This is a genomic window from Moritella sp. Urea-trap-13 (genome assembly GCF_002836355.1).
Classification (GTDB): domain Bacteria; phylum Pseudomonadota; class Gammaproteobacteria; order Enterobacterales; family Moritellaceae; genus Moritella.
On record NZ_PJCA01000037.1, the window covers coordinates 86062 to 108952 of the forward strand.

Sequence of the window (22891 nt, forward strand, 5' to 3'; positions counted from 1 at the left end):
ACTATCATTACATGAGGTTATTACACTAACGACTATTTTAAGCGTTTAGCGTAAATAACCCCTTTCACTTGACTCATGCGGTTAGTCAAATGACTGAGCGTATCAATATTAAATAGCTCGATATTGATTTCCAGTGTCGCCGTTTGCAGCTTGGCATCGGTACGGGTGTTCATACCAACAACATGAATGCGGTCGTTGGCAAAAATAGTGGTTAAGTCACGCAATAATCCACTGCGATCACTAGCATGCACCACCAAGGTCACACCGTAACCACCACTAAAGTCACCGCCCCAAACCGCATCAATAATACGTTCTGGCTGGCGATTACTTAAATCAGCATATTGTAAGCAGCCATTGCGATGGATAGAAATACCACGACCTTGGGTGATATACCCAACAATGTCATCGCCCGGGATCGGCTGACAACAATTGGCAATATGGGTCATCAAATTACCCATGCCTTCAACAACGATATGATCTTTGCTGCGTTTCTTTTTCGGCTGATTTTGCGATTTTAGTACTTGTTGATCAACTAGCTCTAACGCCAGTTTATCTTCTTCCTCGGCGCTCGGTTGTAACAACAATACTTTAATGTGATTAATAACTTGGTTAAGGCGTGCATCACCACTACCGACCTGGGCTAATAAATCTTCTAAAGTGTTGGAGTTAAAACGTTCAAACGCACAGTTCGCATCAGACAACTGCAAGCCAAGTTTGTGTAACTCGCCTTCTAGCATGTCTTTACCCGAGGCTACATTCTTATCACGGTCCATACGCTTAAAGTAAGTGTTAATCTTAGCGCGAGCACGCGCAGACTTTACATACCCTAAGTTTGGTAATAACCAATCGCGACTGGGATTGGGATTTTTCTGCGTGATAATGTCAATCTGATCGCCAGTTTGCAGCTCGTAAGTAAACGGCACAATACGGCCACTGATCTTGGCACCAATACAGCGATGACCCACCATACTATGTACATAGTAAGCAAAATCTAACGGTGTTGAGCCTTGCGGCATATCAACCACATCGCCTTTTGGGGTGAACACATAGACACGATCATCAAATACCTGACTGCGTAACTCATCAACTAAGCTACCGCTTTCAGCCATATCATCTTGCCATGCGAGTAACTTACGTAGCCAAGCAATCTTCTCTTCGTAGCTGCCTTTTTTGGTCGTATCAGCGCCTTCTTTGTAGCGCCAATGGGCAGCAACACCTAACTCGGCATCATCATGCATTTGTTTGGTACGGATCTGCACTTCAACCGCTTTATTCTCGTCGCCAACAGTAACAACTGTATGGATCGACTGGTAACCATTGGCTTTCGGATTCGCCACGTAATCATCAAATTCACTGGGAATAGGACGGAATAAGTTATGGATAACACCTAATGCCGCATAGCAATCTTGTAACTCAGCAGCGATCACTCGTACCGCACGCACGTCATAAAGGCCGGTGAAATCCAAGTTTTTCTTCTGCATCTTTTTCCAGATACTATAGATATGCTTAGGACGACCATACACTTCAACACGGCCGCCAGCTGCTTCTACACCCTCTTTAACTTGTGATACAAAGCTGTCGATAAACTCTTCACGGTCGATACGACGTTCAAGTAACAACTTAGCTATTTGCTTATACGTATCAGGATGAGAATAGCGGAACGAAAGATCTTCCAGTTCCCATTTCAACTGACCAATACCTAAACGGTTGGCTAATGGGGAATAGATATCCGCAATTTCTTTTGCTGCCAGAACGCGTTCTTCTTCAGAAGCATTCTTAACTTGGCGAAGATGACAAATACGTTCCGCTAACTTGATCACAATGGCACGCACATCATCAACAATCGCCATCAACATACGGCGCAGGTTATCAACTTGCGTTTCTGATGGTTTTTGTGATTTTGCTTGTAGGGTGCGGATCGCATCCATTTCAACAACAGCCACTAATAGCGGTAATAATTTGCTACCAAATAAGCTTTCAATTTGCTCATTATCATATAATTTGGCATTAAAAAATGGATACAACAAAGCGACCTTTAAGGTCTCCATGTCCATATCCATCGTCATTAATATCTCGATCATTTCCACCCCGTAAGCAAGCAACGGGAAACGGAAATCAGCTTCATCATCGAGGGATTCAGCTGCTTCTTTTAATGCTAATTGAGAATATAACTCAAATAATTCATCTTGCTCTGTCGAGGTGAGTGCTAACGAAGACGTCCAAGTCTTCGCATCAAAGTCTTCCGGGTTGGTCAAATGAGAATCACGTACCGCAACCATGTCTTAATTCCTAACAAGATAAAATTTAAAAATACGCGTTAAACGCGTTCAAATAACGCCATTGACTCGACATGCCCCGTTTGTGGGAACATATCAATCATACCAAGGCGTGTTAATTTATAATGCTTTGCCATCAACAACTTCGAGTCTCGCGCTAATGTTGCTGGATTGCAAGATACATAGACAATTTTCTGCGCTTTTAGTTTATGTAAATATTGCACTGTTTCAGCAGCACCTGCGCGGGCAGGATCTAATAATACTTTATCGAAACTGTTTCTTGCCCAGGCTAATTTAGAAAAATCAGCCGATAAGTCCGCTTTAAAGAATTGTGCATTATCGACGTTGTTGGCGATCGCATTGACTTGTGCTTGACGCACCATCTCATCAATACCTTCAACACCGACAACGGAATGACATAAACGCGCAACGGGCAAACTAAAGTTACCACCACCGCAGAACAAATCTAACACCTTGTCTTCAGGGTTTAAATCGAGCCAATCGAGTGCTTGCGCTACCATTTGGTTATTAACCACAGGATTCACTTGAATAAAGTTGCCAGGGGTAAAGCTTAACTTAAATTCACCATCGGCCAATTGATACCATGCAGCAGGCGTATCAGGGGTTAATTTAACCACTGAATCTGTCTCAGGTTGCAGATAAATACTCAATTGCTGTTCACTGGCAAAAGCTTGCAGTAAACCTTGGTCTTTATCATTTAACGGTTTCAAGATACGCAGCAAACAAATAATACCTGAATCAACCGCAAACAACTCGATATGACCTAAATCACGACGTACTGTAAGCGTAGCAAGTAATTTACGCAGTGGTTGGATCAATGCAGACAAAGCAGGTACTAATACCGGACACTGCTCAATCGCCACCAGTGATTTACTGTTACGTTCACGAAAGCCAAATACCAATTGCTTGGCTTTACGATCAAACATCACACTTAAACGGGCAGTACGGCGATATTCCCATGGCTGGGATAAAATCGGTTCGGCAAATTCAATATCATCACTCTTACTGAATTTTTGTAACAAACTAAACAGGGCGGTCTGCTTATAATCAGCCTGATCGTGGCTATCGAGTATTTGTAAACTACAACCACCGCACGTTGCATAATGCGGGCAAGCAGGTGCAATTCTTTGCGCAGATGGGGACAATACTTTTCTTAATGTCGCTTTGGCATATTGCTTTTTTTGCTCAATAATATTTACTGATACTTGCTCACCTGGTAGTCCACCAGCAACAAATACTGCTTTGCCATCAAGACGACCCAAACCTAGACCTTGGTGATCTAGCTTCTCAATAGTGATCTCAACCGCTTTACTCGGAATTTTCTGTACTTTTTTTGCTTTATAAATTTGCGCCATATTGATATACAACTATTGCCTATGTCATCATTAGGGTATTATTCTAACCTGCTTTCCCGCTTTATACTTTAAATAACTTCGTAGATGGCATTAAACCCGACACCAATAAGATGACTTTATGACTAAATACGGGCTTCGTGCCAAAGTAATGTCGCTGACGATTTTACCGACTGTTTTAATCGGTACGTTATTAGCCAGCTATTTCACCTTTAACCGTTATCAGCAATTAGAAACGGTGCTTATTGAGCAAGGTGTTAATATTATTGAACCACTGGCGATTGCAAGTGAGTACGGTATGTTGCAAAACAGCCGTGAATCACTGAAAAAGCTGCTCGGTTTAACCCATCGCAAGTTTGCCCCCACAATTAAAAGTATCGCCATTTTTGATACCAATAATAAACTCTTTGTAACCAGTAATTATCACCGTAATTTTTCTGTGCTGAAGAACCCCGACAACAGCAAACTGCCAGAAACAACACAAGTCGAAGTACTCGATGATTACATTATTTTGCGCTCTCCTATTATTGCCGAAATTGACAATGATAACTTCCCACTAAGCTTAGAAAATCCGGAACAGATCCTCGGTTATTTATCCATCCAACTGATCCGTGACAAAGCGATATTGCTGCAATACCGTGATACCACGGTCTCGGTGTTTATTGTGTTACTGGGTTTCTTTACTGCGCTTATCTTCTCTTGGCGATTAGTTAAAAACGTCACCCAACCCATTACTGACATGGTGACTGTGGTCGATAGGATCAGAGAGGGTCGACTCGATGCCCGAGTCACCGGAGATCACACTGGTGAGTTAGCCCTGCTCAAGAATGGTATTAACTCGATGGCCAAATCACTATCGGCTTATCATGAGGAGATGCAGCAAAATATTGATCAAGCAACCTCAGATTTAAGGGAAACCTTAGAGCAGATTGAGATCCAAAACATTGAATTGGATATGGCAAAAAAACGGGCGCAAGCTGCTGCACGGGTTAAATCTGAATTCTTGGCGAACATGAGTCATGAGTTGAGGACGCCGCTTAACGGGGTGATTGGTTTCTCTCGTCAGTTATTAAAAACATCACTGAGCCCGAATCAAACCGATTACTTGCAGACCATTGAAAAGTCCGCCAAGAACTTACTCAATATTATTAATGATATTCTCGATTTCTCTAAGCTTGAAGCCGGTAAGCTAACGTTAGAACAGATACCCTTTAACCTGCGTGACACCATTGAAGAAGCAGCGATATTATTAGCGCCAACCGTGCATGATAAAGGTCTCGAATTATCACTGCATGTCGATAAGAATGTACCTGATGGTATTATTGGTGACCCATTCCGTTTCCAACAAGTGATCACCAATTTACTCGGTAATGCGATCAAATTCACTGAAAACGGTAATATTGATATCCATATCGAATTACTGGAATGGACCGGTAATAGTGTCACCATTCAAACTAATATCCGCGATACCGGTATTGGTATTTCAGAACAACAACAAGCACAACTATTTCAAGCCTTTAATCAAGCTGACACCAGTATTTCCCGTCGTTATGGCGGTACCGGTTTAGGATTGGTTATTACCCAACGCTTAGTTGAATTTATGGGTGGTGAAATCTCGCTCGACTCTGACTTAGGTCAAGGCTCTAATTTTAAATTCTCACTGAAATTCAATGTCACCTCAAATTCATTATCAGAGCCGCTACCGGTGAATGATTTTAAAGGTAAACAGGTCTTATTGTATGAAGTCGATAACTATTCTGCGCGCTCGTTAATATCGCTGCTTAATAGCTGGGAACTAGACGTATTACATTGTGCCAATGATGCTGAATGGCAACACTATATTAATCAACCTTACTATTGTGTTGTTATTGCCCAAAATGATGAAAGCAAGTTAACGCCTATGTATGACAAGATGAGTCAATGCCATGAGCTTAATGCCGCGGTCGTGGTATTAATTAATTCTTCTGACCCTTGCTTACAAGAAGAGATCATTCGAGTGGGCGCAAAACATTGCCTGACTAAACCGTGTAACCACCGTAAATTAGTTAATGCATTGGCTTACTTAGATAAACCTAATGAACAGCCAATAGCACAGCTGAAGATTGAGAAACCCAAAGCCAAGATTGACCTGTCTATTTTGGCCGTCGACGATAATCCTGCGAATCTGAAATTAATTAGCGCTATGCTAGCCGATTCGGTGACCACCATTGAAACCTGTTCCAATGGTGCTGAAGCAGTGGCGAAAGCCAATCAAATGGACTTTGATATCATCTTTATGGATATTCAAATGCCAATCATGGACGGTATTAGCGCCTGTAAAGCGATCCGCTCTGGCACACGTAATCAGTCAACACCCATCATTGCTGTCACCGCACAGGCCATGAGTGGTGAACGCGATCGCTTGCTGAGTAAAGGCATGGACGACTACCTCACCAAACCCATTGATGAGTCAATTCTCAAGCGCACGCTACAACAATGGAGCAGTTCATCACACGATAACACCACAGTGAAGAATCATATTCTAAATTGGCCACTGACCTTGCAACGTTCAATGGGTAAAGAGGACCTTGCGGTAGACATGTTAGAAATGTTTATCAATAGCCTGCCAGAGATCAGCGAACACCTTGAACAAGCACTCGCACGCAGCTTGTCACGCTCAGAATTTAAGAAGATCATTCATAAATTCCATGGTGGTGCAGCTTGTTGTGGGGTATTACCAATTCAGAATTTAGCCGATCAGATTGAACGCGGATTACGCAAAGGTGCTGAAATTGAAGATGTCGAGCCAGAGATTTTTGAATTACAGGAAGCCATTGAAACCGTGATTAAAGAAGCCCAGCCTTACTTACCAAATTAGGCTTATAAACTCACGGCTGTATTGCACAACAGTGTTGTACAACACGGTCGTGAGGTTATTACTGACTACAAAAAAGCATACTGGGTACTGTTGTTATCTTTCATCTACCGATGCTAATAACAGCTGATACAACCCCTTCGCCGCAGGTCCGGCCTTTGCCCCTTTTGGCAAGGTGAGATGTAAAGGCACATGGTAACGATTTGAATACTCGACGTTAAGCACAACCACATTGGTATCCTTATGCTGCTCAACAATATGCTGCGGCAAACGACAATAACCCAAACCTTGCTTAACCGCCTGCCAAGCGTGATCGAAGTTATCGACCGTAATACGCTGACTCGACTTTAACCAACCGACATCGATATTATCTACCACGCCTAAATCACGAATGACAATTTGTCTATTAACCGTTAAATCAGCCAGACAAAGTTCAGCCTTATGTGCTAATGGATGCCCCTTCATGACCACTGGCAACATACTCACAGTGCCAAATGACTCACAGGGATAGTTAGTGATTGGGAAGTTAATAATAGAGATATCAGCTTGTTGCTCTTCAACCATACTAGTGGTCTTTGATAACGACGTTTCAACGATTTGAATAGACGTCGTACTATTTTGCGCAAGGAAAGTGGCCAACGGCCCATACAACCATTGTCGGTCGCAAAGATGATCAATGGCAATCACAATCTCAGATTCCACACCTTGGGTCAGCTGGGTACTTATTTCCTCTAATGCTTGCGCTTGCTCAATCATCGACTGGGCTCTGCGTAATAACGACTTGCCATCATCAGTCAACACCGCACGCCGTCCTTTAATTTGAACAACCGATACGCCAAGTTGGTCTTCAAGCTTTTTAATTGCATAAATCAAGGTGGTATGGCTCTTATTCAATACTGTCGCGGCGGCTTGAATGCTTCCCGCCTTATCAACTTCAGATAAGGTCAGCCACTGATCTAATGTTGTCTTCAATCTCATCGGTCTATTTATTCCACAGTTATACGCAGTTTTATGAACTTTAACGTTCAATTTTTATTGATATTATAGTGCCTATAACAAAGAACAAGCAAAGTATCCCGCTTACTCTTTATTTTACTCTGCGCATCAATACACAACTGGATATACAAAATGCAAAAATTATTACAAGTAGATTTCGATTTTACCGGCCCATTTGGTGATGAAATGTCAGCGATGTTGGTTGGACTAGCCGAATCGATAAACCACGAACCGGGTATGATGTGGAAGATTTGGACTGAAAATAAAACCGCGCAATTAGGTGGTGGTATTTATCTGTTTGAGAATGAAGCCTATGCACAGGCTTATTTGAAGATGCATTCAGCCCGCTTAAAAGCGATGGGAGTAACAGAGATCAGAGGGCATATTTTCGATATCAACATACCGCTATCAAGTATTAATAACGCGCCGATGACAGGAGTACTAGAATAATGAACAATAAAACCTTTTTAACTACACATGGCATTATTTATAGCATCTTTGCTTTAGCCTTGTTTTTCATCCCTGCTGTTATATGGCCCATGTACGGGATAGAGCTGAACGACAAATATGCTTACTTCTTATCTCAACACACCAGTATTTTCTTAGGCGGGATAGCTGCGGTCAGTTTGTTACTGAGAGAGATCGAACCTGGGCACATCGCTAAAAAATTGTTTCAGGCACTGCTGATTAGCAATCTATTAGGTGTTTTGATCACCTTGTATGCGGGAGCAAAAGGACTGTTTGTTGGTTTCGGTTGGAGTGATCCAGTATTCTTTACCCTGCTTTCAATATTGAGTTATTACCAATTCAAAAAGCAGTAGTACAGGAACATGCACAATACCAAAATAAGTAGTTTTAAAATCTAGACCAACGCCTTAGCGTTGGTCTTTTCACATGCATAGCGACGGTTATAACCTAGCTGTTATTACGGGCTTCTTGCATGATAGCTTGCATGTCTTTTACTGCTTTACCTAGACCATCAAATGCCGCGCGGGCGATGATGGCATGGCCGATATTCAATTCATAAATTTCAGGGATAGCCGCGATAGGCTGGACGTTATGGTAATGTAAGCCGTGACCTGCATTTACTTTCAAGCCGGCGTTATGTGCATAACTTACGCCTGCAGAAATCTTCTTCAATTCCGCTTGTTGTTCAGACTCAGACTCAGCATCGGCATAAGCACCGGTGTGCACTTCAATGTACGGCGCACCACTGGCAACTGCGGCATCGATCTGTTCTTTGTCGGCATCAATAAATAACGATACAAGAATACCCGCTGCGCTTAAACGCGTCACAGCCTTGGTGATCTTGTCTTGCTGACCAAGGACATCCAAGCCACCTTCAGTCGTCAGCTCTTCACGCTTTTCTGGTACTAAGCAAACAAACTCAGGTTTGATCTCACAAGCAATATCCAGCATCTCAGCTGTCACAGCCATTTCCAGATTCATCCGTGTTTGAATCGTTTCTTTCAATACACGAACATCACGATCGACAATGTGACGGCGATCTTCACGTAGATGCACCGTAATACCGTCTGCGCCGTTTAATTCCGCAACGGCAGCAGCATGTACAGGATCAGGGTAAGTCGTGCCGCGTGCTTGGCGTAAAGTAGCGATGTGGTCAATGTTGACACCTAAAAAGATCTTATTCACGTTTAATTCCCTTTTATCTATTTTTCAGCGGTTTATTAATAAACAGTTCTCTGCTTTTCAGCGGCTTATTGCCCAGATAGGGTAACAAAATTTGCCGACAAAAACGCTTTGCAGCCGCTAAATTGTCTGGATTAAATTGTCGTTGCTCAAATGCCAGTAAATCTTTACCTAAAAATGAGCTACCCACAGCGACTTTATAAATAGATGGCACTACCCCAACATGAGCGACGTATTTATACATACGCTCCGGAAATACCGTATCCATAGTATCAGCGCAATAGCTTAACGCACCAATGTTACCTAAACATTGCATTAAATTTAATTCGAATTCACGCAATAAAGGTTCAAGGGGTTCACTTTTAGCTAATGCTAATAAGGCATTTTGGTAATGAGAGAATAGTTCGGGATTAGCTTGTTCACTGGCGAGTAAACGATAGAGTAATTCGTTGAGGTAAAAACTAGCGTAGAGGTGCTTACCGGCAAGCGGTAATGAATTAGATACCGCCTCGACCTGACGCATGGACTTGAGTCCACCTTTGCCGGCATAGGCGATATTAAGTAAGGTAAATGGCTGTAAAATTGCACTTTGACTGTTTTTACGCCCTCGCCCTGCACGTCCCACTAACGAAATTTTGCCATCGTTAATGGTAAAGAAGTCGATTAATAAACTCGACTCCTTAAATGGACGGCGGTGCAGTACAAAGGCGTTTTGTAAGTCCATGCAATAAAGCTACTTACACTTCGTCTCCGTAACCTAAGCTACGAAGTGCACGTTCATCATCAGCCCAACCAGACTTCACTTTCACCCAACATTCTAGGAAAACTTTATTATCAAACAAAGTTTCCATATCACGTCGAGCTTCAGAACCAATGGTCTTTAATTTCGAGCCTTTATTACCAATAACCATACGTTTTTGGGTATCACGCTCAACTAAAATTAACGCATTGATATGGAACGTACCATTTTCACTGACTTTAAACTGCTCGATTTCAACCGTAGTTGAGTAAGGCAATTCTTGACCAGTGAAACGCATTAGTTTTTCACGAATGATTTCTGATGCCATGAAACGTGAAGAACGATCGGTTACATAATCTTCAGGGAAGTAAAAATCACCTTCTTGTAACTGCTGAGAACAAATACCACGTAGCATTTCTACATTGGTACCTTTCGTTGCCGAAATAGGGATAATTTCCGCGAAATCAAACTTCGCAGCTAATACCTGCAGATGCGGCATTAATTCTTCAGCTTTGTCTTTAATCGCATCAGTTTTATTAATCGCCAAATAAATTGGGCATTTAATATCACGTAATTTGTTTAAGACCATTTCGTCATCGTCAGTCCAACGAGTACCATCAACAACAAAAATCACGGCATCAACATCAATGTCTTTTAGTGAGCTACTTGCTGCACGGTTCATTAGACGGTTAATGGCACGTTTTTCATCGATATGTAGACCCGGAGTATCTACATATACCGTTTGACGATTTTCTTCAGTATCAATACCTAGAATACGGTGACGAGTCGTTTGTGGCTTACGCGAGGTAATACTTACCTTTTGTCCCAGGATGCGGTTTAATAACGTTGATTTACCAACGTTAGGACGACCAACGATAGCAACAAAGCCGCTATAAGTCATATCACTCATTGTAATTGCTCCAATGCTTTTTGGGCTGCTTCTTGTTCTGCTTTACGACGACTAGTACCTTTACCTGTAACAGGTTGCTCTAGGCCTTCAATAACGCAATGAATAGTGAACTCTTGATTATGAGCTTCACCTTTAACTTCTTCTACTTGATACAGTGGAAGAGCTTGCTTACGTCCTTGCAACCATTCTTGTAACTGTGTTTTTGCGTCTTTCTGATCGATACCTGGTTTGATCGCAGCTAAACGCGATGCATACCAAGCCAATACACGTTCACGTGTTTTCTCGATATCACTATCCAGATACATAGCACCAATAAGGGCTTCAACAGTATCTGCTAAGATAGATTCGCGACGGAAACCACCGCTTTTTAATTCACCAGGGCCTAAGATCAAACAGTCACTTAGTTCAAACTCTCGGGCGATTTCAGCGAGCGTTAAGCCTTTGACTAAGGTCGCACGCATGCGGCTTAAATCACCTTCTGGTACTTCAGGGAATTTGCAAAACAATGCATCTGAAATAATAAAACCAAGCACTGAATCACCAAGGAATTCAAGGCGTTCGTTATGCTTGAAATAAGCGCTACGGTGCGTCAGCGCTTGTTGTAATAGACCGGCATCTTGATACTGGTAACCTAATACAGTTTGTAATCTTTCTAATAAAATTGTCATAATTATTTTAATTTGCCAATACGACTAAAGCGTATACCTGTTGGGATCCAACCAGGTAACAAAGAATCTTGGTCACGTTCAAATTCGAAACTAGTCCAAATGAACACAGCCTTGCCAACTAAATTTGCTTCGGGAACAAAACCCCAAAAACGGCTATCAGCACTATTATCACGGTTATCACCCATCATAAAGTAATGACCGTCCGGAACAACCCATTCGTACTGTCGGGTTGGCGGATTATCTTGCTGATAAAAATCACTGGCTAAATCAGGGCGGCTAGGGTTAATTAAGATGTTATGTGCTACATCGCCTAGTTGCTCTGTATATTCCTGCAATTCAACCATTTGATCTTTAAACTTGCCGATTTCGACTAAGCTTAGATCGAGCTTTTTAAAGCCACTGCAGTCTGTTCCGCTGCATGATTTTTGAATGAAAACCTGCTTTCCACGATAAGCGATACGATCACCCGGCAAGCCGACTACACGTTTAATGTAATCAACTGTCGGCTGTGGTGGATATTTAAATACCGCCACATCGCCACGCTCAGGCTTACCGGTTTCGATAAGTGTAGAACGTAATACTGGATCTTTAACGCCATAACTGAATTTCTCTACCAGAATGAAGTCACCAACTAATAACGTTGGCATCATCGAGCCTGATGGAATTTGAAATGGTTCGTATAAAAATGAACGTAGTATCATCACAGCTGCAATCACCGGGAACATCGATTTTGCGTTTTCCACAATAAACGATTCTTGTCCTAGTTTTGCAATAGCTTCAGCTGGTAATTCTGCTTGAGATTGAGCAAATGCGACTTTTTCCGCACGGGCTTTTTCCCAAATCAGTTTATCTAACGCCCAAATAATACCGCTAACAAACGTAACCAATACCAATATCAGTGAAAAATAGGTTGCCATTTATTTAGTCCTTTCCGATATGTAACACAGCTAAGAAGGCTTCTTGAGGGACCTCAACATTACCAACTTGCTTCATGCGTTTCTTACCGTCTTTCTGCTTCTGTAGCAGTTTTTTCTTACGACTGATATCGCCACCATAACATTTTGCAATTACGTTTTTACGCATTTGCTTAACGGTACTACGGGCAATCACTTGCGAGCCGATTACAGCTTGAATCGCAATGTTGAACATTTGACGCGGGATCAGTTCTTTCATTTTCTCAACCAATAGACGACCACGGTTAAGTGAGTTGTCACGGTGAGTAATCATCGCTAACGCATCAACACGGTCAGTATTAATTAATACATCAACACGTACCATGTCGGCAACAGTGAAGCGGATGAAAGAGTAATCTAGAGACGCATAACCACGGCTGGTTGATTTCAAACGGTCAAAGAAGTCCATTACTACTTCACCCATTGGGATCTCGTAAGTCAATGCCACTTGCTTGCCGTGATAATCCATCTTAGTTTGAACACCACGCTTATCAATACACAAGGTAATTACGTTACCTAGGTATTCTTGTGGTACTAAAATATTACATTCAGCGATTGGTTCACGAATCTCTTCGATATCATTCAATGCTGGTAATTTAGCAGGGCTATCAACGTATATCACTTCACCTTTTTTAGTTTCTACTTCGTAGACAACCGTTGGTGCAGTGGTGATCAAATCAAGATCGTATTCACGTTCTAAACGCTCTTGAATAATTTCCATGTGGAGTAAACCTAAGAAACCACAACGGAAACCAAAACCAAGTGCCGAAGAACTTTCTGGTTCGTAGAATAAAGACGCATCGTTTAGACTTAGCTTACCAAGTGCATCACGGAACGCTTCATAATCATCAGAGCTAATTGGGAACAGACCCGCATAAACCTGAGGCTTCACTTTACTAAAACCAGGTACAGGTGCATCAGCAGGTCGACGCGTATTCGTTAGCGTATCACCTACTGGTGCGCCTAAAATATCTTTAATACCGCAAATAACAAAACCAACTTCACCACAACCTAAGTGGCCAGTATCCGTTTGTTTTGGTGTGAAGATACCCACTTTATCAACAAGGTGAGATTCACCTGTCGACATCACAGTGATCTTGTCACCTTTGTTTAATACACCGTTGGTAATACGTACCAGTGATACAACACCTTGGTAGTTATCAAACCATGAATCGATGATTAGCGCTTGTAATGGCGCCTCTGCAGAACCTTTTGATGGGCACGGAATTTCTCTAACAATTGTTTCAAGTACGTCTTCGATACCTAAACCAGTTTTTGCAGAGCAACGTGTCGCTTCCATTGCATCAATACCGATGATGTCTTCGATTTCTTCCGCAACACGATCAGGATCGGCAGCTGGTAAATCGATTTTATTCAGGATTGGCACAACTTCCAGATCCATTTCCATCGCGGTATAACAGTTCGCTAGTGTTTGTGCTTCTACGCCTTGACCAGCGTCGACAACAAGTAAAGCACCCTCACAGGCTGCTAATGAGCGAGAAACCTCATAGCTGAAGTCCACGTGCCCTGGCGTATCAATAAAGTTAAGTTGGTATGTTTCACCATCTTTGGCTTTATAATCCAGCGTTACGCTTTGCGCTTTAATTGTAATGCCACGCTCGCGCTCAATATCCATTGAGTCAAGAACCTGAGCTTCCATTTCACGGTCAGATAAACCACCGCAATGTGAAATTAAACGATCTGATAAAGTTGATTTACCGTGATCGATATGGGCAATAATTGAAAAATTACGAATGTGTTTCATGAGTTAGATAATATCCAATACTTAGTAGATATGACACTTAATGAGGCGGATTTTAACGGATTTAAGGGATGACTGCTATCTTTCAATTACTTTTAATCAGCGCGCCATTGCCCTATCACTTCCGATTGAGCCACAACACCTAGCATTTTAGGTTTTAAATCAAAGTGTTGGTCAAACTTAACACTTAATTTTAGAGTGCCACTGAAACCAATATAACCACCAACAAAAGCCGCGAGAATAACCAAGCCTTCACCTTCAAATTGGAAAACTTGTGATAAATACTGGCCAAGACCAAGTGACAGTAAAATTGCGGCTAATGGTAATAAATAAACTAGCATGGCGCTGGTGACTAAATTCTTTTCACGTAAACCAATTTCGATCTTATCTCCAGCAACAACATCTGCAGTTTTAGTGACGGTAAAATTGTGGATTCGATGTGGGAATGCTTTAGCAACCGTTCCGGTACCGCAGTTATCACTGGCATGACAATGGTTACAAGCTGATTGGCTCTCGCACTGTACCGACACTTGATCACCCGTTACACTTTTAACGACAGCTGTTTCAATAATCATACTGATGGATACCTTAGCTTAAAGCAATCGTGACTGACTCAAACGACGCGAGTGTTATATAGTTAAGTACTATATCGTTGAGTTCAGTCACGCTTGTTAGAATAAATTAGTTATCAAGATTGCGCACAACAGAGTCGGCAATTTTCTTAGCGGTAGCGCTTGGCACTTCACCCACCACCACAATCTCAATATCATCTGTGATCTTAGATTGTAAACTAATTTGTCCCGATACACCTAATCCTTGACTTAAACTACCCGCTTTGGCATTGGAATTGATGTAGATAGAGATATCGACTAAGCCATCTGAAAACTGCATGTAATCAATTGTTTGACCTATGCCAACAATCTGATGTTTATTACTCACAATCAGTTTAAATCCATCAGGCATCCAAGCTGCTTTCCATTCTGATTCAGTCGGCTTCGGCATTAAGGTTTGTGTTTGTACAGCGGATAACACCGGTGGTAGTTTAACTGAGTTCAGCTGTTCTAACCAAGGCGTCACATCAGGAAACTGATACAAGGAAATAGCCATCACTTGGAATACCACTTCGCCACTGTCTTTGATCATATCAATGCGCAACGGTAAATTAGTGGTGATATCAACCCAAATCAAATAACCAAAGCGGTATTTATCATTCGGGACTACACGCACAACTTGACTTAAACGTCCTGTAACACGAGATTTACCACCGACATAAACAGCTTGGTATAAGCTCTCATCAAGTGTGAGTTCCGTCGCCATTAAATTGAATAATAACCCCGGTATAGCCGTTGATGCTAATGAATAACCGGGTTGCTCCGCTTCAAAAAAACTGGTGATCTCACCACGACGTAAGTATTCGCGAGGATTGCCATTTAACGACAATAAATGGCCGACAGACACACCATCAATAACCCCGTGGCTATAACGCATAGGGGTAATTCTGCCGCGCTCGACCTCGACATAAGACAGATCATAATTAAGCTGTTTAAATGCCGTTTTCATATTGTCTAACAGGGCATCTGCAGATAATTGTGGCTGAACAGCAACACGCTTATCAACCTTAACTGACGCCTCTTCACTCCACACTACAGGGGTCAAGAGTGAAGACAATAAGATCCACAAACCAACACTTTTCTTGAACATTACTGGCTCACTATTATTGCTGGATGCGTTTTTGTAATTGATGATCAAGTACAAATGCATTGATGCGACGTACTTGCTCGACCTTCTCTTCATCGGTAAATTCAGGCTGTACTTGACGTGAATCAGGCGATTCAATACTCAAGCTCACAGGTGATGCGATACCGGCGAATGGCATGACATTTAGCGCTGGTTCAAGCCCTGTTATCGGTGCTTCAGTATTACTGTATTGCACCCCCGTAATAACCATTAATGTAACCGACGCCGCAATAGCAAATTGGCCACCCGTTTTTAGCCAAGGCTGGATCACTTTTTGATAGAAAGAGCTATCGTTGGCACTTTCTTTTGGCATTATCAGTGCTGGTTCTTCAGCAATAGCGGCGGAGATTGCACGGGTAAGATCTAAATTAACCGCTGTAGGTGTCTCACCACGCATCACATCACCAATCAAATGGTAATGCTGCCAACTTGACGATAATGCTTCATCTTGACCTAACTCATCAAGTAATGCTGCATCAATATGTTCATTGTCTACAATGGAGGATAAACGTTCTTTTTCTATCATAATTAATACCTAAATTTACTCGTCCGTAATCTGTGTTTAATTTACTGTTGAAGTAAGGGTTTCAATTTCACTTCAATCGCTTCACGCGCTCTAAAAATACGTGAGCGAACAGTACCCACTGGGCAGCTCATGACAATACTGATATCGTCATAACTCATGCCTTCCATTTCACGCAGTGTTATCGCGGTACGTAATTCATCTGGTAACCCATCAATAACTGAAAAAATAACCGCTTTCATTTCTTCAGCTAGAATTATACGTTCTGGTGTTGACGACTCGCGCATGCCATCGTTGCCGTCGTAGAACTCCGCATCTGCGGCATCAATATCATTGGCAGGTGGTCGTCTACTTTGTGCAATTAAATAGTTTTTTGCGGTATTACTGGCAATACGATACAACCAAGTATAAAACGCACTATCACCTCTAAAGTTAGGTAAGGCACGGTAGGCTTTAATAAATACTTCCTGAGTCACATCGGCAACGTCACCACTAGCAGACACATAGCGTGAGATCAGGTTCGCCACTTTTTGTTGGTATTTCGTCACCAATAAATTAAATGCGGCCTTGTCACCGCCTTGAACCCGCTCAACTAATTGCAAGTCCGTCTCTTTTGCACTCATTAGTAACTCATAACCTCTTATTATTCTGATGACACTAGTATTACTAATGCGTAATTTTCAGACTACGTTATATAAAAAAAGTTCGTTTTAACACCAAATAAAGTGACCCATTGGGCTAATTAAATCAAAATAAGACTAAATAAATCAAAATACCTTTTTATTGCCTGAGATTTAAAGCCTATAATGCCCTACTTAGAGTTAGTCCTAACAGCATACTACAAATCGAGTGGAAACTATGAGAACAAATGCGGAATACCAAAGCGATGTACTGATTATCGGCAGTGGTGCCGCAGGACTCTCACTGGCGCTAAAACTCGCCGATCACGCTAAAGTGACGGTGTTAAGTAAAAGCGGCTTAACCGAAGGTTCAACCCTTTACGCACAAGGTGGTATCGCCGCCGTGTTTGATGAAGCGGACAGTATTGAAGGCCATGTAGCCGATACCCTGGTTGCAGGAGCTGGCTTATGTGATGAAGATACGGTTAATTTTACCGCCAGCAGTGCAGCTACCAGCTTGAACTGGTTAATAGATAAAGGCGCACCGTTTGATCAAGTCGCTGATGATAATGGTGAACAACACTACCATCTCACCAAAGAAGGCGGTCATAGCCATCGTCGTATCCTGCATGCAGCTGACGCCACAGGTAAAGTAGTCCAAACCACATTAATCGATAATGTCTCTCAACACCCAAACATCACCCTCATGGAACGCTTTAACGCAGTTGATCTGATCTCTACTAAGCAGCTGAATCAAGCAACTAATCGCATTGTCGGAGCTTACGTGTGGAACCGCGAAGCCGAAAAAGTCGAAGTCATTAAAGCGCGCTTCGTTATTTTAGCCACAGGTGGTGCCAGCAAAGTTTATCAATATACCAGTAATCCCGATGTATCGAGTGGTGATGGTATTGCCATGGCATGGCGCGCAGGTTGTCGTGTAGCAAATATGGAGTTTAATCAATTTCATCCAACGTGTTTGTTCCACCCCGATGCCAAGAATTTCTTACTAACAGAAGCATTACGCGGTGAAGGTGCTTATTTACGTCACGCTGACGGTACGCGCTTTATGCCCAACTTCGATGAACGCGCCGAATTAGCACCGCGTGATATCGTCGCCCGCGCTATCGATTTTGAAATGAAGCGTCTCGGCAGTGACTGTGTGTATTTAGATATCAGCCATAAACCGGCTGAATTTATTATTAGCCACTTCCCAACTATTTATGAACGTTGCTTAAAATTAGGCATCGATATCACCACAGATCCAATCCCAGCAGTACCAGCTGCACATTATACTTGTGGTGGGGTAATGACTGACTTAACTGGCCAAACAGATATGCGTGGTTTATACGCGATTGGTGAAGTGGCTTATACCGGTCTACACGGCGCCAATCGTTTAGCCAGTAATTCATTGTTAGAATGTATTGTGTTTGCCCATGCCGCGGCCGACGATATTTTATCGAAATTACATAAAACGCGTAAAGATTACCGCATTCCAGCGTGGGATGAGAGTAAAGTGACGAACTCAGATGAAGAAGTGATTATCCAACATAACTGGCACGAGCTACGATTATTCATGTGGGATTATGTCGGTATTGTTCGCACTACTAAACGTCTAGAGCGCGCCCTACGCCGAGTAAATTTATTACAACAAGAAATTGATGAGTACTACAGTAACTTCCGCGTCAGTAATAATTTGCTGGAATTGAGAAACCTAGTGACAGTCGCAGACTTGATCATTCGCAGTGCTCTCGACCGTAAAGAGAGTCGCGGCTTGCACTACACGCTCGATTACCCAGAGCAGTTTGACGAACCAGAACCAACCATCTTACAACCTAAGGTTTAGTTGCTATAAAGCCGCAATCAGTATGAACTGATTGCGGCTTTATATTTTAACCGACTATTATTTTCCAAGTTCAGTGGCGGTATCAGCAAAGATACCCGGCATATCTTTTGCTTCACGCTCAGTTTGTCCACCATGCTTTAAAAATGCCCCGATGATCGCTTGCGTCTTATTTTCTTTCGCTCTTTCTAAGAAATAACGTAATTCCAATTCTGCACCAGCTTGCTCATCTGTGATTGACGCAGCAATGATTTCTTTATACATCACGATATCGCGAATTTCTAACTGGCTAATGACGCCAAGTACTTGCGTTAAAAAAGACTCCATTTCTGCTTTAGGTACAAACTGAGTGATAATATTTAACGTTTCAGCTTGCTGAGCAGTAAAATCATTGCCAAGCAATAATGCTTGTAGCGCTTTTTTTTTACCCATTCTTCTCGCAAATTGCACCGCACCTTGACCACCAGTTGGAATATTCACGTGTATTTCTGGCTGTGCAAATGCTGCGTTTTCAGTGGCATAAGCTAAATCACAAGCCATCACAAATTCATTACCGCCGCCACGTGCCACACCATCGACAACGGCAACCGATATTTGCTTCATCGCTTTAATATTGGCGATCATATGATTAAACTCAATCGATGCCGCCTGCCCGCCCTGCGTACCATTAATGACATTCAGATCTAAATGGGCTAAAAAGAAGGCTTCATGACACGACTTAAATACCACAACCTTAGTATCACGGTCATCCTTTAGGGATAACACCAACGCATTCACTTCGTTTATAAGGTCAATCGTTAACACGTTTACTGGCGGGTTGTTAATCATCACCGTCGCAATACCGTCGTTATGGGTAATCGATAACTTGTTCATAGTATTTTCCTGTTTATTTAACTGGGCGATATCAGCTCTGCCCTTCAATGTGTATAACTATAGACTTGACATAAGATAAGAAAAATACTTAAATTTACATATTATTGGTGCCAAAAAAGCAACAAAGGTAAATATGGATTTTGCGAGTCGGTTATTAGTGCTACTTGAAGTGGCTGAACTTGGGTCATTTACGAAGGTGTCCGAACAACGAAATGTAGATCGCTCAGTGATCTCAAAACACATAAACAAATTAGAAAGTGAATTAAGTGTCCGTTTACTCAATCGAACAACACGTTCGCTCTCTTTAACTGCCGCTGGTAATGAAATGGTGAGCCAAGCCAAACTATTGCGAACACTTTTAAATGATACTCATAGGATGGCACAAAATTATCATTCCGAACCCCGCGGTATATTACGGATCACCAGTTCAGCCTTGTTTGGTCGCCAATATGTTCAACAAGCTGTATTAGCATTTCAACAGAAGTATCCAGATGTCTCGGTTGAATTACGCTTAGACGACAGATTTGTAGATATCGTCAGTGAAGGCTTTGATATTGGCTTTCGTATCGGTAAGCCAAAAAATTCGAGCTTAATCACCAGAAAAATTGCGCGCGATAGGTTATTGATTGTGGCATCCCCCGCGTTCATCAGCACACACGGCGAAATCAACACGGTTGCACAGTTAGAAGCGTTACCCGCTGCAGTTTACTGTGCTCCGGGATTATTAATCGATAAATTCAGTTACGTCGATGGCAACCAGGAGAGTAAGCAACTGCAATTAAATGTCGCTTATAAAGTCAACGAGGTCGAGATGATCACTCAAACTGCGATGGCAGGACAGATGCTGGCGGTCATCACCGCACAGATGATTGAGAATGAAATATTTGAAGGTAAACTCATCCCGATCATGACCCAGCTTCATTTAGATGATTTCGGTACTTTCTATGCCGTATACCCGCATCGCGACGCGCCAATCAAAACGAAATTATTCATAGATACGCTCAAATCTATCATCGGTGAAGATGTGCCAATATGGGAAAATAACATTCCGCATTTTGACAACATGTATCAACCAGTAAAGTAGGTAACTAATGACCTTTTTAGCTATTTTAGCTATTTTAGCTAAGTATGAATTTATCATGCTTAGGTGGGATAAACAGGGTTTCGGTCATATCACTGTGTAATACAGCTATCTTACTCGGAGCACCGTTATCAGCAAAACTCACCATGCCGATACCACTGTGATTGATTAAACGTTTATCTTTGGCGCCATTGGGTTTACACCCTCTGACCGTCATGCGTTTACGCTTAGTGAAAAAATTCAGTGGTGAATAATAACCGTATAACCAAGCATTAAGTTTATCAAAGTAAGAAAGCAACTTTTCGGGAAACTGATTTTTAAGACCACTACAGGTAATTTGATATATCTGCGGCCCACCATGACGAAAACGAATACCGATTTCATAGGCAAATGAGTAATGCACATCACCCGATAAGATCACAAACTGCTGCGGGGTTTTACGATGCATAAAAATACTCAGCAAGGTATTAGCCGTACCTGGATGCGCCATCCAGTTTTCTGCATCGACCAATAACGAGGCCCCACACATAGTAGCGATACGTTGCACGGTTTCAATCACCTTAACGCCATACATAGGGGCTGGCGAAACGATAATGACTTTATCTTGTCCTACTAGCTCATGTTGAAATTCCATCATGGCTTCCCAATCCATTAACCCTGACGGTTTAGCCAAATTAGACTCACTGCGCCAGCGCCTTGTACGGGTATCTAATACCACTAATTTAGGGGATGTCGCTAAGGTATAATGCCATTGTTCATATTTCAACAAAGTATCAATTAACGCATCCTGAGTCTTGGCTGATAGTTGCTCGAAATAATTAGCCAACGGAGTCGCTAAATGAGCGAGCATACGCTGCGGGTCATTACCCAGTCCTTGGAACAAGGTATAACCGATTAACGCATTACCAATAATACGTTTCGAAAATGCATTACCATAAGCTACGGCTTCCCACTTTGCCGTCAAGTTCCAATCATCAGTAACATCATGGTCGTCAAAAATCATATAAGTCGGTAAATGCGCCATCAGACGGCGGACTTTCGTTAACCCCGCTTTGAAAACCAATAAGCTATCCCACTCTTGTTGCCAGCGGATTAAATGTTCAGCGCTTAAACCTTCAACTTCACGCGGGATCGTGATCTGCAGCCACAACTCTGGAGACCACGTCAGTAGATACAAGGCAAGCACTTCACTGACACTGACTAAGTGGTTGCCTGCCGATGATGAGGTAAATATCGCGTGATTCACATACCAATCATGCAAGGCTGTTTTGGCTGGGTATTGCGTTTTAGGTAATAGCTGACGATGGCGCTGATACAAGTCTGCAGGTTGATAGCTAATATCCTCACTCGCGGTCATACTTGCCCCGCGAAACACTTCATTCGGTAAACCTAATAAACGGATAACCTGACCAATCGCATAGAGCATGGGGCCAGCAACATCATCCACATACACTTGGTCACCGCTTAACATCAATAATGAGGGGCGTTCGCTTGCAGAATTGAAACCTTGTAACCGAGTATCGGCCGCGACGAGCGCATCATCGCTGTGATGATGTGGTTGACGACAAGAGCCATGTAAAATATCAGTGATATTCGGTTTAATAATAAAATTAGGTGTATTGCATTCACCATAGCCAAGCGCTGACACGGTCGTAAATAGGTCGCCGAACTCAGCATCATATAGTTGATAATGAATCGTCGTTTCGGCGGGTAATAACGCTTCGGCAGTCACGTTAATTAAATATTGATAAGCATGACTGCCCAACTTAATACAATTCACTTCATCGTGGTTTAAAGCTCGAGATAGATCAGCGCCCAGCAAGATTAAGCTCAAATCGGATAATGGCTTAGCACTCACAAACCACAACGTGAAATGCTGTTCATCACAATGACGTAGCATAGGCCCAGCAATAACAACGGGTAATGATTCAGTATTGGTTGTGGTGGTTGTAGAAATTGACATTGTTCGCTCTTAATCAAAATGAGGTGGTTGTAGAAATTGACATTGTTCGCTCTTAATCAAAATGAGGTTGTTG

The 22891-nt window shown here is 42.3% G+C and carries 20 protein-coding genes; 5 read left to right on the forward strand and 15 right to left on the reverse strand.

Features of this window, described 5'->3' with window-relative positions; genetic code table 11:
• Positions 1–32: 32 nt before the first annotated feature.
• Positions 33–2279, reverse strand: coding sequence for a GTP diphosphokinase (gene relA / locus CXF93_RS17305; protein WP_101063770.1), 2247 nt, complete (start codon positions 2277–2279; stop codon positions 33–35).
• Between the two features lie 38 nt (positions 2280–2317).
• Complete coding sequence (rlmD, locus tag CXF93_RS17310) at positions 2318–3652, reverse strand: 23S rRNA (uracil(1939)-C(5))-methyltransferase RlmD (protein ID WP_101063771.1); 1335 nt, start codon at positions 3650–3652, stop codon at positions 2318–2320.
• A 118-nt stretch (positions 3653–3770) separates the two neighbouring features.
• On the opposite strand from rlmD, the gene barA reads away from it, so the two are divergent.
• On the forward strand, positions 3771–6506 hold the full coding sequence (gene barA / locus CXF93_RS17315) for a two-component sensor histidine kinase BarA (RefSeq protein ID WP_101063772.1): 2736 nt from the start codon (positions 3771–3773) through the stop codon (positions 6504–6506).
• 93 nt (positions 6507–6599) lie between these two features.
• On the opposite strand, the gene CXF93_RS17320 is transcribed toward barA, so the two are convergent.
• Positions 6600–7481, reverse strand: a complete 882-nt coding sequence (locus CXF93_RS17320; RefSeq protein ID WP_101063773.1) for a LysR family transcriptional regulator — start codon at positions 7479–7481, stop codon at positions 6600–6602.
• A gap of 150 nt (positions 7482–7631) precedes the next feature.
• Here CXF93_RS17320 and CXF93_RS17325 point away from each other — a divergent pair, with 150 nt between their 5' ends.
• Positions 7632–7949, forward strand: a complete 318-nt coding sequence (locus CXF93_RS17325) for a monooxygenase (protein WP_101063774.1) — start codon at positions 7632–7634, stop codon at positions 7947–7949.
• Positions 7949–8320, forward strand: coding sequence for a hypothetical protein (locus tag CXF93_RS17330; protein WP_101063775.1), 372 nt, complete (start codon positions 7949–7951; stop codon positions 8318–8320). The genes CXF93_RS17325 and CXF93_RS17330 overlap by 1 nt, the downstream gene beginning before the upstream one ends.
• A 94-nt stretch (positions 8321–8414) precedes the next feature.
• On the opposite strand, the gene pdxJ is transcribed toward CXF93_RS17330, so the two are convergent.
• From pdxJ to rpoE, 10 genes are all read right to left on the reverse strand, one after another.
• The gene (gene pdxJ, locus CXF93_RS17335; RefSeq protein WP_101063776.1) at positions 8415–9152 is read right to left on the reverse strand and encodes a pyridoxine 5'-phosphate synthase; all 738 of its coding nucleotides are present in this window, start codon (positions 9150–9152) and stop codon (positions 8415–8417) included.
• A 13-nt stretch (positions 9153–9165) separates the two neighbouring features.
• Positions 9166–9873, reverse strand: a complete 708-nt coding sequence (gene recO, locus CXF93_RS17340; protein ID WP_101063777.1) for a DNA repair protein RecO — start codon at positions 9871–9873, stop codon at positions 9166–9168.
• A gap of 13 nt (positions 9874–9886) precedes the next feature.
• Positions 9887–10798, reverse strand: a complete 912-nt coding sequence (gene era, locus CXF93_RS17345) for a GTPase Era (protein WP_101063778.1) — start codon at positions 10796–10798, stop codon at positions 9887–9889.
• On the reverse strand, positions 10795–11466 hold the full coding sequence (gene rnc / locus CXF93_RS17350; protein WP_101063779.1) for a ribonuclease III: 672 nt from the start codon (positions 11464–11466) through the stop codon (positions 10795–10797). The genes era and rnc overlap by 4 nt, the downstream gene beginning before the upstream one ends.
• 2 nt (positions 11467–11468) lie before the next feature.
• Positions 11469–12383, reverse strand: a complete 915-nt coding sequence (gene lepB, locus CXF93_RS17355) for a signal peptidase I (protein ID WP_101063781.1) — start codon at positions 12381–12383, stop codon at positions 11469–11471.
• Between the two features lie 4 nt (positions 12384–12387).
• Positions 12388–14184, reverse strand: coding sequence for a translation elongation factor 4 (lepA, locus tag CXF93_RS17360; protein WP_101063782.1), 1797 nt, complete (start codon positions 14182–14184; stop codon positions 12388–12390).
• A 92-nt stretch (positions 14185–14276) separates the two neighbouring features.
• A complete protein-coding gene (locus CXF93_RS17365) occupies positions 14277–14756 on the reverse strand; it encodes a SoxR reducing system RseC family protein (RefSeq protein ID WP_101063784.1) in 480 nt (159 codons plus the stop codon).
• Positions 14757–14862: 106 nt separating this feature from the next.
• On the reverse strand, positions 14863–15882 hold the full coding sequence (locus CXF93_RS17370) for a MucB/RseB C-terminal domain-containing protein (protein WP_101063786.1): 1020 nt from the start codon (positions 15880–15882) through the stop codon (positions 14863–14865).
• A 13-nt stretch (positions 15883–15895) separates the two neighbouring features.
• On the reverse strand, positions 15896–16444 hold the full coding sequence (locus tag CXF93_RS17375; protein WP_101063787.1) for a sigma-E factor negative regulatory protein: 549 nt from the start codon (positions 16442–16444) through the stop codon (positions 15896–15898).
• A 41-nt stretch (positions 16445–16485) separates the two neighbouring features.
• Positions 16486–17064: an RNA polymerase sigma factor RpoE gene (gene rpoE / locus CXF93_RS17380; protein ID WP_006032498.1), complete on the reverse strand. Its 579-nt coding sequence runs from the start codon at positions 17062–17064 to the stop codon at positions 16486–16488.
• A gap of 235 nt (positions 17065–17299) precedes the next feature.
• On the opposite strand from rpoE, the gene nadB reads away from it, so the two are divergent.
• Entirely contained in the window at positions 17300–18904 is a 1605-nt protein-coding gene (gene nadB / locus CXF93_RS17385) for an L-aspartate oxidase (protein WP_101063788.1), read from the forward strand.
• A 57-nt stretch (positions 18905–18961) separates the two neighbouring features.
• Here the strand turns inward: nadB and CXF93_RS17390 are convergent, their stop codons facing one another.
• The gene (locus tag CXF93_RS17390) at positions 18962–19774 is read right to left on the reverse strand and encodes an enoyl-CoA hydratase/isomerase family protein (RefSeq protein ID WP_101063790.1); all 813 of its coding nucleotides are present in this window, start codon (positions 19772–19774) and stop codon (positions 18962–18964) included.
• Between the two features lie 133 nt (positions 19775–19907).
• Between CXF93_RS17390 and CXF93_RS17395 the strand changes: the two genes are divergently transcribed.
• Complete coding sequence (locus CXF93_RS17395; protein WP_101063792.1) at positions 19908–20858, forward strand: LysR family transcriptional regulator; 951 nt, start codon at positions 19908–19910, stop codon at positions 20856–20858.
• Positions 20859–20892: 34 nt separating this feature from the next.
• Here the strand turns inward: CXF93_RS17395 and CXF93_RS17400 are convergent, their stop codons facing one another.
• A complete protein-coding gene (locus tag CXF93_RS17400; protein WP_101063793.1) occupies positions 20893–22818 on the reverse strand; it encodes an alkaline phosphatase D family protein in 1926 nt (641 codons plus the stop codon).
• Positions 22819–22891: the final 73 nt, after the last annotated feature.

What these genes read in the sequence shown, in the direction of transcription:
- relA (WP_101063770.1), bottom strand. Translation starts at nt 2,279, where the DNA reads ATGGTTGCGGTACGTGATTCTCATTTGACCAACCCGGAAGACTTTGAT.
- rlmD (WP_101063771.1), bottom strand. Translation starts at nt 3,652, where the DNA reads ATGGCGCAAATTTATAAAGCAAAAAAAGTACAGAAAATTCCGAGTAAA.
- CXF93_RS17325 (WP_101063774.1), top strand. Translation starts at nt 7,632, where the DNA reads ATGCAAAAATTATTACAAGTAGATTTCGATTTTACCGGCCCATTTGGT.
- rpoE (WP_006032498.1), bottom strand. Translation starts at nt 17,064, where the DNA reads ATGAGTGCAAAAGAGACGGACTTGCAATTAGTTGAGCGGGTTCAAGGC.
- CXF93_RS17400 (WP_101063793.1), bottom strand. Translation starts at nt 22,818, where the DNA reads ATGTCAATTTCTACAACCACCACAACCAATACTGAATCATTACCCGTT.
- era (WP_101063778.1), bottom strand. Translation starts at nt 10,798, where the DNA reads ATGAGTGATATGACTTATAGCGGCTTTGTTGCTATCGTTGGTCGTCCT.
- lepB (WP_101063781.1), bottom strand. Translation starts at nt 12,383, where the DNA reads ATGGCAACCTATTTTTCACTGATATTGGTATTGGTTACGTTTGTTAGC.
- CXF93_RS17365 (WP_101063784.1), bottom strand. Translation starts at nt 14,756, where the DNA reads ATGATTATTGAAACAGCTGTCGTTAAAAGTGTAACGGGTGATCAAGTG.
- CXF93_RS17370 (WP_101063786.1), bottom strand. Translation starts at nt 15,882, where the DNA reads ATGTTCAAGAAAAGTGTTGGTTTGTGGATCTTATTGTCTTCACTCTTG.
- nadB (WP_101063788.1), top strand. Translation starts at nt 17,300, where the DNA reads ATGAGAACAAATGCGGAATACCAAAGCGATGTACTGATTATCGGCAGT.
- CXF93_RS17390 (WP_101063790.1), bottom strand. Translation starts at nt 19,774, where the DNA reads ATGAACAAGTTATCGATTACCCATAACGACGGTATTGCGACGGTGATG.
- CXF93_RS17375 (WP_101063787.1), bottom strand. Translation starts at nt 16,444, where the DNA reads ATGATAGAAAAAGAACGTTTATCCTCCATTGTAGACAATGAACATATT.
- recO (WP_101063777.1), bottom strand. Translation starts at nt 9,873, where the DNA reads ATGGACTTACAAAACGCCTTTGTACTGCACCGCCGTCCATTTAAGGAG.
- rnc (WP_101063779.1), bottom strand. Translation starts at nt 11,466, where the DNA reads ATGACAATTTTATTAGAAAGATTACAAACTGTATTAGGTTACCAGTAT.
- barA (WP_101063772.1), top strand. Translation starts at nt 3,771, where the DNA reads ATGACTAAATACGGGCTTCGTGCCAAAGTAATGTCGCTGACGATTTTA.
- lepA (WP_101063782.1), bottom strand. Translation starts at nt 14,184, where the DNA reads ATGAAACACATTCGTAATTTTTCAATTATTGCCCATATCGATCACGGT.
- CXF93_RS17330 (WP_101063775.1), top strand. Translation starts at nt 7,949, where the DNA reads ATGAACAATAAAACCTTTTTAACTACACATGGCATTATTTATAGCATC.
- CXF93_RS17395 (WP_101063792.1), top strand. Translation starts at nt 19,908, where the DNA reads ATGGATTTTGCGAGTCGGTTATTAGTGCTACTTGAAGTGGCTGAACTT.
- CXF93_RS17320 (WP_101063773.1), bottom strand. Translation starts at nt 7,481, where the DNA reads ATGAGATTGAAGACAACATTAGATCAGTGGCTGACCTTATCTGAAGTT.